This window comes from Blautia sp. MSK17_66, from assembly GCF_020538025.1.
GTDB lineage: Bacteria > Bacillota > Clostridia > Lachnospirales > Lachnospiraceae > Blautia_A.
Map to the genome: position 1 here is coordinate 1 of NZ_JAJBNQ010000006.1, position 13,644 is coordinate 13,644.

Here is a 13,644-nt window from a genome sequence, read left to right on the forward strand (position 1 = left end):
AAATCTGCCAAAGATGTCCTTCAGGAAACAGAGCATGTGCTTTCTGAATCAGCCAAAGCGGAAGGGATGGCTTCCGGAGATAAATACGAGCAGCTTCAGTTCAAATACGATAACTGCAGGAATTCCCTGGAACTGGTACAGGCCATGCTGGATGAATTAAATGAAACCATCGATGAAACCGCAGCGGAAGCAAAAGACATGGCCATTGCATCTTTTTATACCAGCATGAACTCTGAATTTTACGGACATCTTCTGGACAGTATTGAACTGGTGGACAGAAGACTTGTCTCATTAAAAGAAAACAAAGTAAAGATTCCGCCACAGGTTCTTCCCCTGACGATTGTATTCAAACAGCTGCTTCGTTTTATCAAAGACAGCGGTATTCACCCACTTGACTCTACCAGACGTGAACTTATGGCAGAAGCAGAGGACCTGTCAGGATACACATACATTGGCGAGCCATTCAGCTATGAAGGTGAAAAGAAGCCTGTTACTGTAGAAAAACCTGGATGGAAATATGAAAATACCATTATTTCCCTTCCAACAGTACGCGAAAAAGAAGAATAGGAGAATCGATAAACAATATATAGTACTACTGCTTGGTGATTTTATGTACAATATTTTGGTGTTGCAGAGTGTTATTTGGTATCAAACGGCAGTAAATACTACGGTGACCAAACGCTGTTTTTGACCATTTTTTCATACGTTTTTTTAGAAGATTTTAAGATGTTTTTAGCGTGTATTGCCCTCTTCATTATGGCATTGAAATGTTTTTAATGCAAACCCAGAGAATATCTGGGTATCCGCATCCCATACGAGGGCAAAGTTGTTGACCTTACCTTGACCATGAAAAATGGATATATTAACATCAAAGGAGCAGTCATTGCTCCCAATGGCAACCCGGCAGACTATGTGCGGCATGCCCCTATTGATCCGGATCAGGGTATGAATATGATTTACCGCTGTATTTCAGGAATGAATGATCCGGATCTGAAATCCATAACGGAATACCTGATCCGGCAGAATGAACCTGATTTTCGTAAATGGGCTGCTGCCAAGTCTGTCCATCATAATTATCTGAACGGGCTGCTTTATCATATCTGCCGGATTATTGCCAATATCAAAATGCTTTCCTCTGTGTATGCGTTAAATTACGATCTCTTAATGTCAGCAGCGATCCTTCATGATATCGGAAAACTGCGGGAGCTGCAGATGGACAATCTTGGCAACGCGGAATACACAATAGAAGGCAATCTATATGGACATTTATATCTTGGTGCTGTTATGATCAGAGAAGCGTGCAGTGCATGTGGAATTGATGAGAATTCCAAAACAATTCAGTTACTTATCCATATGATTCTTTCACATCATGGAAAAATGGAATATGGCGCAGTGAAAACGCCGGCTACCAGGGAAGCATATGTGCTTCATATCCTGGATGACCTGGACAGCAAACTCTGGATCTACGAAGATACCATGAAAAACACGGAACCTGGTACTTTCTCACAGCCAAACCGCTGGCTTGATGGGGCAGTAGTATATAACACATATGCAAATCTGAATATACAGTAGTACAACAGGCAGTCTTTTATAAGGCTGCCTGTCTGCTTATTTTTAATTCTTTCTCGGATCCCAGTTTTTAATTTCATAAGGTCCGCCTAGAACTTTGCATTTAAAGATTATTTTGTGTCCATACTCATTATCCTCAAAAGGGATTGCTTCCCATGTAATCTTTTCGTATACCGAATCGACAATTATATCCCCTTGGGCAGAAAACACCCCATATCCGTTCTCTTTTTCTATTATTGCAAAACTATTGTAATATAATTCCGAAATTTCCAAAACGTCTGGTATTTCCATTACAACAGATATTGTCTCCGATTGTCTATCTATATTAATGCGGAACAGTACCCCTTTTCCGTCGCGCAGGGCGGTTCCTTCCGCTGTTATCTCGGACAATGAATTGATCATGGTACATTGGTCAAGGAGAATTTCGTCTTCTTTGTTAATAATTGCCCAACCGTCTGTTGTCTCCACTCTGGCATATTGTCCCTGATTTTCCCATGGATATGCCTGCCTGTAATCCTGGGTCATTCTTTTCCCTTTTTCATCAATGAAAAAATAATTTTTTCCATCTTTGCTAACACAAGCAGAATTTTTATTCATAGGAGTAGCTTCCTGAAAACTTGGGATGATTAATTCTTTCCCTGTATATTTGGAAATATAGCCATACAGCCCATTAGAACCAACCATTCGAAGCATATCGTCTTCAAAATCATCTTCAATTATCTGATAGTAGTCAGATATCCGTTCACCATTTTGCTGCAGATAGGCTCCCATATCGCCATATTGAATCAATCTATTTTCATCTGAGATGGTATTTTTGCTTCCGGAATAGTCTTCTGAAGCGTTCATGTTACGCTCTGCATAAGCCTTATTGGATGAATACGCGAGAAGCATACATATTCCGAAAACGACGAGAAAGAGAACAATCTGAGTTTTAAGAGGAAGAGAATCTTTTTCGTCAATTGCGTCTTCCAGATAAGGATATATTGAGTTCCAGACTTCTTTCATCTTCATCATTTTGTAAGCTCCTTTGATCTTATTTTTTCCTGCCTGTCCTGGATACAGATTAACAGACCTGTGATTGCCAAACAGATCAGCATACTTGCAAACTGCTGCTTCATAGGCATTTCTTCCTCGTATTCTGCCAGTAGCAATTCTAAAACTTTCTTTACCATGTCTAATCCTCCTGGGTTACTTTTATTAATCTATTTAAACATTTGTCAAGAGCTTTGTAAATTCTTGGTTTCATAACATACTGACATTTGCAAAAAGGGGCTTTTCTGGTATAATTTCTTATAGTCAATATGTGAAGTTTAAAGAGGGACAGCCTTATGGATACGAAAGGATTCTACAGCATTCGTGACAACTTTCTAATTGTTGCTTCTTTATGGAGCAGCAAACACCACACCAAACAAATATAGGAAAGTTCCTTATCGTTGCAATGGCAGTAATTGTCCGATGTATAACAAGAGATTATTAGAGGAGAACATCATGTATGAATACGAAAGATAAGTGTGATTGCAAATACTGTAAAGATCTTTTTATAGAAAAAGCAATATCAGTTCAAAAACCGGATGTTACAAAAAAACTTAATGATACTATTCAGAATGGGATAATCAGCCGTGATGAATGTATGTACCCTGAAGATTATCAGAAAGAAATTTTAGACAGTTGCTGGGATACATCTCAAAGATGGGCAAAAGCTGTAGATCACTTAATTGATGATAATCTTCAAATTCCTGGAAAAACAATAAAAAAAGGAATTATCTCTGATATTTTTTCAATTACAGACCTTCACGAAAGAGAAATATTTGTAAATCATGAATTTGGAGAAGATTCAATTTCTGATGATGAAGATCGAACTATTTATGAAAGATATTTCCGAAATAAAACACTGGAAAATTTTTCTCTTTCAAGGCAGGCTCTTGGTGATATGGCTTCCAAATGTTATGGTGGTGGAAAATTTACCCGCAATGTAATTGACCAGTGGCGTGGTGGATCCGTTCCATATGACAGAGTCAAGGTTATAAAACTAGCTTTCTGGGCAAAATGTACACTTGAAGAAACAAATAAACTTTTGGAATGTGCCGGTATGCATAAGCTGTATTTGAAAGGAACTTCATCCAGTGCCACCTTACAGAACTCTTTGCAGGATATGGTCTACATATTCATGCTTGGACATAAATGTTATTCATTCGCAACAGCCCAGGAATTCATTGATAAATTAGACTATCATCTGTTAATAACCGCACAACTAGAGATAGATTCCGAAAAAAATAAAGAAACTAGCGAAGATGTATCAACCACAAGTCTGCTTTATGAACTCAATAACTTGAATTTCGAGCAGTCCAGTTTTATTGAATATTTTAAAAAGTATGTTCCGCATTTTATTTCCTCTTACAATATGTTAAATGGAAATCTTGCAATACTGTTTACTGATAAATACTGCATTTGCAAAAACAACCAACTTGATGCCTCTCAGAATTCTATTCGTGCTTTGACAAACAGTGCTCTACGATTTTCCGCAAAAACTAACGGAACACACTCGACTCCAAAGGGTGAGATTGACAAGTGGCCGTCCAGTCTAAGTAATTTGTTATATGCCGCATTCGGAATTGTAAAAAGACCAAAAAAGCAGAAAAAAATTCTAAAAAGCAGGAAACAGTCCCCGAGCCAATTCACAAACATATGGAACGTATTTTCAGCCGCAATGACATTATTACTATGGGGCTCATATTAAATTGCAGTAAAGCAGGAATCAACAACCTTCTTAATCTGGCACAGGAACCTCCTTTGTATGCAAGAAATTTTATTGAAAACATTGTTATGACAGCATCTGATAATACTACTGGATATATATGCGAAGTGTCATCCCAAGATCTTATTGACCAATTTACAAGTGTTTACAGCAATTGTTATGGAATTACAAAGCAGGATTTCTCTGAAGCAATATCTGCTTTTCAACGTTTTTCAAATTATCCTTCTAAATATGATAAGGAATATATGGATTTCACAGATGCTATTACCGCTATGAAATCTTTGCGGAGGTATGGCTGGATCAGGTCTATTTCTGTAGCTGCTGTTATATATCCAACAAAAAGTTTCGATATTCTTCAATTTAAGCCTCCGGCAGGAGCAGATAACGAAAGTTTAAAAAGGACACTTACCAGTACAGACAAAGCAGTTAGAAAATCCAGACCAAATCCTGAATCAAATGCATGTCAAAATCTATTTGTAATCAAAGTGAATTTCAGGTATGTGATAAAAAATCAACGACGCAAAACTAAGAAACCCCTTGAACCTGCTGAAAAAACCATTTGTTTAAAGAAACTACAGATTGTACGCCCAATGTCATTCCGTTATTCTAAGGAGTTACTTTCTCTGTATCCGGAAAATGTAATGTTTGATTTTTTGGTAAGGAAAACATCTTTTTATTTAAAAGATAACGATTTCAGAAAATATTTAATATAATTTTAGAAAAATATCATATTTTTTAAAAGGAGAAACTAGTTTATGAGTTATCTTTGCATTTTTGATGGAGATTTTGCTTATTATAATGAGTCTGACTATTTCAAAGAGGGAGAATCGTATATCCTTGAAAAGAAAGACCTGGAATATGAAACAAACATATCTTTCCGTCCATATTCTGCACTACAAAACATGGATATGCAAATAAGCCAAGGAAGAATCACTTATCTCTATCAAAACCTATATTATACAGAGTATTTGAACGAACTTCCAACCCAATTCAATAATCATAGTATTTTTGAGGAAACTTTTCCCATTTCCATGGAAAGAAATTTACCTAATGTGTTTTCATTTATGCGAAAAGATCCTGCAGATCCTGAAAAAATCTTTCCTGTAGTATTTATGTTTTTATCTGCCCATAAAAATAACTGGGATTTTTATTTCATGCAAACCGAGACCATCAGAATCAATGGAAGTGGTATGGGGAGGGAAATAGAATTGGATGACGTTCCATATGATTTTCTTACATTCAGTTATAATGAATCGAAACAAGCATACCAGTTGGATACTTCTGAAGATGTTCGAAATAATTTTTTCTTGATTAATGATGATAACGTCCTGATCTCTCTTGAAAATGAATTATTGCTGGAAAATGCTAAAACATACCGTTTTATTTATGATGATAAATATATATTTATAGTAGGAGGATCATTTATCTTATATGCCAAATTATAAACTTTCTTTTTCTGCTGCTGGTGAAACATGCAGAGGAACTAACCATGAAAATAATGAAGACAATTTCCTCATTGGCTCCCATTATAAAAAGGAATGCGACACAGACAGGGATTCTTTTTCCTTTACAGCCACCAACCGTTGCCGGTACAGCCTGTTTGCAGTATTTGATGGGATGGGCGGCGGTCCTTATGGGGAATATGCTTCCCTGTATGCAGCAGAAGAATTTTATAACGTACATATGAAACTAAATGACAAGCTTTCTCCGGAACAGGTATCCTGCATGATTTCGGATGCTTTTCAAACAGCCAATAACAGGATTATCCGGAGTTCTCATATGATTCTTGGCACAACAGCAGTAGTCTGCGTGTTGGATCGTGAAAAAGAATCGGCACGCTTTTTCTGGTCCGGTGATTCCAGGGGATATTTATACCGGGATAAGATTCTTTTCCAGATGACAGAAGATCAGTCTAAAGCAGCTTTATCAGTTAAAAATGGCCTGTATTCCAAAGATGACCCACGGTACAAGTCGGATCTTAACAAATTAACAGCTTTCGTTGGAATGGATGCATATGGCTATGAGTTTCATCCATTAGAAACCTCATGGATTACACTAAAGCGGGATGATATGATTTTTTTGATGACCGATGGGATTTCTTCCGTATGCAGTAACTATTCTATTCGGGCAGTTATACAAAAAAACACAGAACCTTTTGCAACTGTGCCATTACTTTATTCTGCCAGTTCCTCCGGTTCACAGGATGACATTTCAGTGACACAAATTAAAATATATTAAAAAACATGAGGAAGAATGATATGGGAGTATTTGAAAATAAAAACTACAATTATTCTTTGATGGAAATAAAAGATGAAAACGAGAGAAAAGCGGTCCGGAAAGCAAAAATGGAAGCTGTGAAAGAATTCTTCAAAGTTGATACCATTACAGAACTCGGAACCGGATCTGGTGGCAGGACAATCGTCTATCAGGTAAACCATTATGCGGTAAAAGTGATTTGTGGTGTTACCCAAAAATGTAACGGTGAAAATCTGAACAGCAAAATAATTGAATTAGATAGCTTAATTGCAGAAAACCTTAACATTAACAAAAATTTCTGCCGTGAAATGATAAACATGACCATATTAAGCAGCATAACTGACAATACTGCAGGTAAGCTTAATATAATCCCTTTTACCGGAACTGCCACACGTCTTTCATGGAAATGTGACAGCTTTAACAGAATTGGGGTAGATTATGCAATTCAGATGCCTTTGGCAAAATGCCTGACTGATGAAATGGATACTTATAAGTTTCAGAAACAGGATATTCCAAAAGAACATCCAGAAGATTTTACCAAAATCCTTACTGTCGGTATTGATCTCTGTGATGCTCTTATTGTGATGCAGATGCACCAAAACAAACTTATCCATCAGGATATCAAACCACAAAATATTTTTTTGTATCATGATAATTACTGCCTGGGGGATTTCGGTATTGCAAGAGAAGAAGATAGTCCTCAGTTTTTTCAGGAAGGTACCAGGAATTACTGGGCTCCAGAGCAGGCAAATGGATCGTCAGTTGATCACCGATGCGATATTTATTCGCTGGGACTGGTTCTTTATGAATTGGCAGATACCGTTCCGGTTCATAATCATTATGAGCAGAGAATAGATGATAAAAAACTTCCGGAGCTTGAATCAGATATCCCGGAAGGCCTGAAGAAAGTTCTGTCAAACGCCTGTGAATATGAGCCGGATTTCCGTTATCAGACAGCAGAAGCAATGAAGAAAGATTTATGCAGATTGATGGAAGATCCGGATTATGTCCCTAGCTCAACCAGGGATAACTACTATTCTTCCCGAAAAGCAACGTCACAGCCAGGCAGATCACAGATGTCGTCAGGCATTAGTCTCCCATCCCGGAATATTATGAGAAGTGGGCCTGCAAATTTCCAACGACAGCGCCAAGCGAACAGATTCCTTCAACCGGAAACTGCATGGAAAGCCGGGAAATTATGGTATGAAGAAAGCCGGAGAACAGGTTGCCGTTTTGCAGGTCTTAATATTGACAAGACTATTATGCCATTATCTGCAGTTTCTTCAAATGCGGTTAATTTCCCAATTAACGTGTCTACAAATCCGGAAGAGACTGTAGGCTTGAAACCGTTGTCTGGGGTTCTGAAATATCCTGAAACACTTCATAATATGTATCTGATTGGAGAGGGCGGTATAGGAAAAACCACTGCTCTAAACTCTATAATGGAAGACACTTACAGAGATAAGGCCTACCACCCAGCAGAAAATGGGAAAAATATAATCCCTTTGTTTGTTGAACTCTCCAAAGCCCCGGCAGATTACTGCAGTGCGTATCATGCTTCCCATTCAACTTTTATTCAGAGATATCTGTATATGCTGCTTGGATCTGTAGACAAACAATACCTTCTTTCTGAAAATACTGAAGAAATGTCAAGAATTATGGATAGAGATGATACTTCCATTATGGAAAACATTGATCAGCTTCTGCGTGCGGATGAGGAACATACACAGTATCTCCTGCTTCTGGATGGGTTAAATGAGGTCTCTAAGAAACAGCTTTCTACGAAAGAAAAAGATTTCCTTGGTGCTCCGTCAGAACTGATTGTGGAGGAAATAAAAGAACTACTGGAAAAACATAAGAATATTACTGTTATTATCACAAGCCGAGCGGATGAGACTTTGAGTGATCTGGATGCTTCCTTTGAACGCCTTTTTTTGACCGGTGTCAACGAAGATATTATTAAAGAATATTTGGACGGATGTAAGATTTCCTCTGAACAGGTCAGTAAAAACAGTCGGCTTATGGAAACATTAAAAATCCCGCTTTTCCTGAAGCTTTATGGAGAGCTGTATAACACGGCAGATATTTCTACACCGGGAGAGATTCTTTACTCATTTTTCAGTGAACGCAGCACCAAGTATACTGCCCGCAACCGGATTGCTGAAATCAAGATGGACCGTCAAAAAGCAGGAGACGGATATGAGACCAATTCTCTTGATGAAAAAATGCAGGGATTTATTCTTGATTTCCTGCTGCCGGAACTGGGATGGTATATGGAGAAAAATGATCTGTATGCAGTTGATCTCCCGACCTTCAAGCAGATCATTGATACTGTCCTGAAAGAAGAGACCGATACAGATATCTGTGGCATTTATGGAAGAAAATACTTTAAAGAATATTTAAAAGGAGAAGATCCAGTTCCAAATACACAGACCTATGCCAAACAGCTGCTTGTTTTAGAAGGACCTTTGGGTGAGGATTATGTGTCCGTAATTGCCAAATACTGTGTATATTCATTAGGTATTTTATATGCTAATAATCAAAACTACAGCTTTATTCATCAGCATATCAGGGACTTTTTTGCTGCAATGAAAATCATTACTGATATGAAAATGGCTTTGTATGTTGCGGAGAAAGAGAAACTAGAGGAGACTGGTTCGAATGATGACAATAAACAGACTGCGCTTCTTTGCCTTAGCAGTATAAGTACAGAATATATTAGTGAAACAGTATCTTTATTTATAGGTGAAATTTTAAAAGAGTATAAAAACGAGTTTCAATCTGTTAATGGTGAAAGTAAAATTTGTATTCCAGAAGGAAAAAGATCTCTTTTGACAAAAATACTGGCATTATACAAGAAGAACTTTTCAGGTGAGGCTTCCATTGGTATTGCAATACATAATCTGCTTGATATATTTGAAAAAGCACGTGGAAACTTAAATGGTATGAACTTATCCGAACTTGATTTAAGTAAATGCAGCTTTAATGGAATACCTTTAAAAGAAGCATTATTAAATGGTGCTTTAGTAACCAAACATACATTTTTTCCTAATGGACATGATTCTTCTATTACCTGTATTAGAATATCGCCTGATGGAGAATTTTTTCTGACAGGGGATTCTTGTGGAACAGTAAAACAATGGCATTTAAAAACCCGTAAATATATCCAGACTATTATTGACAGCGAATATTCTATTAATAATATCCAATATGTTCATGACGGAGCAGAACTGTTGGTTTCAACAATAAAAGGAGCGTGTATATACGATGTATGTTGCTATGAAATAAAAAAGAACTATCCTAAAACAAAATTTGCTCTATCGGATAAAAATGCAGAAAAACTAATTTTAGCAAACAATAGTGTGTTAAAAAAAGCAGAAATGCTAATTACAGGGTACAATACAATATTCAATAACAAGGTAGAAGTTCAAATCCTAGATCGCGTATCAAATACAAAAACGAAACTGGATATAGTACGAGAAGATTTTTGTGCTAATCTGATTTCTTTTTCGCCAGACGAGAAATATATTGTTCTCATAAACACTCACAACCAACTGGCCGTTTTTGAAAATGATTCTACAAAAAAAAACATCGCAAAAATTCCACTAGATGCAGTGGATAATTATGGAACAGATTGCGAAAAAAAAGTATGTTTTGCAACAACCAAGAATCTGACTGTAATAAAAGAAAAAGTATATATTTCGTTGTGTTTTGATTCTACAGGAAGATATTTAGCTATAGCGAATGATCATGAAATTAAAATTATTCAATTTCAGAAACTGTTAATGGAATATGCATCTCTGGGCAGCCAGACAGATGTTATGCACATAGGGAATATTGTTCGTGAATGCTTAATTTGGCAAACATCAGTGTTTTATTTTGACAGCGAATCTGTATCATCAATCAAATTTGTCAATAAAGATTCATTTTTGGCAGTAGCTTTTTCTAGTCGAACAATATGTCTATATGATTTTAGTAAATATCCTCATGGGAATGATCAAAAAATAGGCTCTTTATTGTCAGAAATAACGTGCATAGATGAAACCTATGCAAAAGGAAGCAATTTAATGATAACATGCGATATCGAATCAAATATCCTGATTTGGTATTTTAAAAATGCTGGTTCACAAGTATCTATGAGTAATATTGTCCCTATTTATGATAGCAGCCTTAAGACTATAGACAATATTACAGGTACAGCCAATTTACTTTATATATCGTCAAAACAGGAAGGGAGCCTGCGTTATGATGCAGAATTGAACAAAGTAAGAATATACCCTCAAAAAAATAAGGAGTTATATAATTATTCTGTATTTTCCCATTCAAAAAAAATATGTGTTACAGGCAGGGAAAATGGCAATATTTGTATCGGCTCTCCTTTTACACATTTGAATGGTTTTGTAAAAGTTTCTGATAAGCGTATACTGTATATGGAGTTCAGTCCGAACGATAAGCTTTTATTGATAACTTTACATGATGCTGCACCACAAGTCGTTGATATGAGCACATATTCCGTTTCAACACTTACCACGTTTCGGAACAAATCAGACAAGGCTGTTTTTTCCAAAGATGGTGAATTTATTTTTTGCTGCAATGGAAACTTTATTGAAAAATTTTCAGCAGAAACATTTGAAAGAATAAACTACGTGAAGGAATATTGTGAGCCTTACCTTGAAAATCTGACGAATCATACACTAAACCTCTTTAAGAAGGATATGGTTCAGTATAATTCTTCAACTTCAATAATAGCCAGCCCAGAGTTTACTTATCACCAATATAATTCTAAGGTAACTGCGATTTCATGCAGTCCTGACGGATTATATTTAGCAGTAGCGTGGAGCAGCGGAAAGATAGAAATCAGGGAAATGGAAACATTATCATGTATAGCAATACTGGAGGCTAATAATGGAAATGTAAAAACAATCTCTTTTAATGCTAACGGACATTACATGGCTATTCCATTTGGAAAGTCGAGTGTGAAAATTTACGATACTGAAACATGGCATTGCATTTCTATTTTACACGGAATTTCTACACTAGATGAGGAGAATCCAGAAAAGAAAGGGCATTCAGATCTTGTGACTTCAATATTTTTCGACAAGAATATTGGACGTATAACAGAACTGGAAAAAATAATAACTGCTTCGAATGATGGCACGATAAAATATTGGAATCCGTTTTCGCCGAAAATAACGGCTTCTCTTTCATACGGTGACAGCTATAAAGGAAAGTTAAAAAAATTTATATACATATTTTGGAAAAAGTTTGACTTAGTAGCAGGAGTTATTACGGGAGATGATGGAACCACGCTCAGATGCAATGATATTTGTGAATGTGAAAAAACAATATATTTTGTTCCAGGCTTGGATGTTAACGGCGCAATTTTACATAATCTTAATCCAGCTTCTGATTTAACCAAAAAGGATCTGGATATCTTGAAATTATACGGAGCTGAAATTGATTAAAAATTTTGTCAATTTTTCTTACTCCAATATGTCTAGAAAAAATGAAAATAAAAACGACTATCTCCATTTGAACCAAATAGAGGTAGTCGTTAAAATTTTTTCAATATTTAGATTTTTACAAATTCTTCTTTGTCAGCGTTTCCAGTAAGCTGTCATGCAATGGTGTTAGAAACGGATTATGCGGTATTTCCCGGTACTTCTCAATTTTATACATCTCAACATTTTCTGAGGTACGGCTCAGCCAGCAATAGTAGGCAGAATAGAGAATGTCCAGTATAACAAATAACTTTGACCAGCCAGGATACTTTAGAGAAGCATTTATAAGCATGATAATTCCAAATCCTATAAACACTGCATCTCTGATAAAAGCAGCTTTTAACATATTCATTTTTTTTCGATACATGATTTCCGCATAATCTATCATTGGCTGTGCCACTGCATTTAACTGTTCCATTTTGTCCCATACATCGGATGCTTCCTGTCTTTTTCCTTCTTCTAAGTGGTAGTCAGACAGTTTCGATGTGAGAGAAAGCAGTATAATAGCATATGGATTAGAATCCGTCGGATGGAGATCCTCAAGCTCTTTGGCAATCGAATATGCTCTATCATAATTCCCAATTTTTAAATGCTCTGTCGCTTGAGAAATACGGGAGGCATATTTGTAAGTAGCCTTATCCGCTGTCTTATCCGTAAAAACAGTGCCACAAAAGGTACATTTATACCGTCCATTATCAAACACTATTTCATTTCCGCCACAATTAGGGCATTTTTGTTCACGCATAATTTGTCATCCCCCTTCGGCAGTTAATTCCCGGCAGCCTCTTTGTCTTGTGAATTTGGTTTTCCACCTATATATTTTGCCGCATCAAATTTCTCCATCATAATCCGCATGCTGTTGTTTAGTGAATAAATGTTGCTTTTCAGGATGGAAAAAGAATTGGTATAATCCGGATAATAATTCTTGCAATAGGAAGCCATCGGGATCAGGAAGTCATCTGTCTCCTTGATGTACTTACGCATCCGTTCAAAGGTAAACGTATACAGGCTGGTGCTGTTATGCAGGCGGTCACTGAGCTTAATCAGAGATGCCTTACAGTTTCGCTCAATCTTTTTAAAATATACACTTAGCTCGTATTCATCCAGCCCGGATTCCTTAGTCAGAAGCGTAATAATATCCAGTACCTCCTGGGAAAGATGATACTCTGTAATCAGTTCCCGGCCTTTCAGTGGGAGCTTATCACTGCAGTCCTCCAGCAGGTCGTGCAACAGGGCAGCAGCAAGTGTTGTATCATCATCAATCCCATAATTGATTAATGTGCTACAGACTTTCAACGGATGGACAATGTACGGCATTCCGTCCTTCCGGTACTGGCCATTATGGAAATGTCTTGCCACTGCTAGCGCAATCAGCGTCTGCTTCAGATTTTTTGCTACTGCAAATCCTTTGATAAACATGTAGGATTTGATGTACTTTTCTGTATCCACTTCGTTATAAGTTTCAACCAGTGGAATAATGTTTCGTTTCTTCTGCATTTCGATTCCTCCTTATCTAAACCACAATAGTAACCTGTACTATTCTTATACCACACATCCAGATTT

The 13,644-nt window shown here is 36.8% G+C and carries 11 protein-coding genes; 7 read left to right on the forward strand and 4 right to left on the reverse strand.

Going from position 1 to position 13,644, the window contains the following annotated elements:
- Positions 1–567: hypothetical protein (locus LIR34_RS04340; protein ID WP_173902089.1), on the forward strand; the 567-nt coding region annotated here is incomplete at its 5' end.
- Positions 568–846: 279 nt separating this feature from the next.
- Positions 847–1,572 (forward strand): HD domain-containing protein, encoded by a 726-nt coding sequence (locus tag LIR34_RS04345; protein ID WP_173902090.1) that lies wholly within the window; start codon positions 847–849, stop codon positions 1,570–1,572.
- A gap of 42 nt (positions 1,573–1,614) precedes the next feature.
- Here the strand turns inward: LIR34_RS04345 and LIR34_RS04350 are convergent, their stop codons facing one another.
- Together LIR34_RS04350 and LIR34_RS04355 are read right to left on the reverse strand one after the other, a co-directional pair.
- The gene (locus tag LIR34_RS04350; protein WP_173902091.1) at positions 1,615–2,583 is read right to left on the reverse strand and encodes a WG repeat-containing protein; all 969 of its coding nucleotides are present in this window, start codon (positions 2,581–2,583) and stop codon (positions 1,615–1,617) included.
- The gene (locus LIR34_RS04355; RefSeq protein WP_173902092.1) at positions 2,580–2,741 is read right to left on the reverse strand and encodes a hypothetical protein; all 162 of its coding nucleotides are present in this window, start codon (positions 2,739–2,741) and stop codon (positions 2,580–2,582) included. The genes LIR34_RS04350 and LIR34_RS04355 overlap by 4 nt, the downstream gene beginning before the upstream one ends.
- 320 nt (positions 2,742–3,061) lie before the next feature.
- On the opposite strand from LIR34_RS04355, the gene LIR34_RS04360 reads away from it, so the two are divergent.
- From LIR34_RS04360 to LIR34_RS04380, 5 genes are read left to right on the forward strand one after another with little or no spacing between them, the layout of a single operon-like run.
- On the forward strand, positions 3,062–4,306 hold the full coding sequence (locus LIR34_RS04360; protein ID WP_173902093.1) for a hypothetical protein: 1,245 nt from the start codon (positions 3,062–3,064) through the stop codon (positions 4,304–4,306).
- Positions 4,255–5,037, forward strand: a complete 783-nt coding sequence (locus LIR34_RS04365; RefSeq protein ID WP_173902094.1) for a hypothetical protein — start codon at positions 4,255–4,257, stop codon at positions 5,035–5,037. Before LIR34_RS04360 ends, LIR34_RS04365 begins: the two co-directional genes overlap by 52 nt.
- A 42-nt stretch (positions 5,038–5,079) precedes the next feature.
- Entirely contained in the window at positions 5,080–5,769 is a 690-nt protein-coding gene (locus LIR34_RS04370; RefSeq protein WP_173902095.1) for a hypothetical protein, read from the forward strand.
- Positions 5,756–6,562 carry a PP2C family protein-serine/threonine phosphatase gene (locus tag LIR34_RS04375; RefSeq protein WP_173902096.1) on the forward strand — a complete coding sequence of 269 codons (807 nt, stop codon included), beginning with the start codon at positions 5,756–5,758 and terminating at the stop codon, positions 6,560–6,562. The genes LIR34_RS04370 and LIR34_RS04375 overlap by 14 nt, the downstream gene beginning before the upstream one ends.
- 20 nt (positions 6,563–6,582) lie before the next feature.
- Entirely contained in the window at positions 6,583–12,045 is a 5,463-nt protein-coding gene (locus tag LIR34_RS04380) for a protein kinase domain-containing protein (protein ID WP_173902097.1), read from the forward strand.
- A gap of 115 nt (positions 12,046–12,160) precedes the next feature.
- Here LIR34_RS04380 and LIR34_RS04385 read toward each other — a convergent pair whose 3' ends face one another.
- Together LIR34_RS04385 and LIR34_RS04390 are read right to left on the reverse strand one after the other, a co-directional pair.
- Positions 12,161–12,826 carry a TFIIB-type zinc ribbon-containing protein gene (locus tag LIR34_RS04385; protein WP_173902098.1) on the reverse strand — a complete coding sequence of 222 codons (666 nt, stop codon included), beginning with the start codon at positions 12,824–12,826 and terminating at the stop codon, positions 12,161–12,163.
- A 23-nt stretch (positions 12,827–12,849) separates the two neighbouring features.
- On the reverse strand, positions 12,850–13,578 hold the full coding sequence (locus LIR34_RS04390; RefSeq protein ID WP_173902099.1) for an HD domain-containing protein: 729 nt from the start codon (positions 13,576–13,578) through the stop codon (positions 12,850–12,852).
- Between the last annotated feature and the right edge of the window lie 66 nt (positions 13,579–13,644).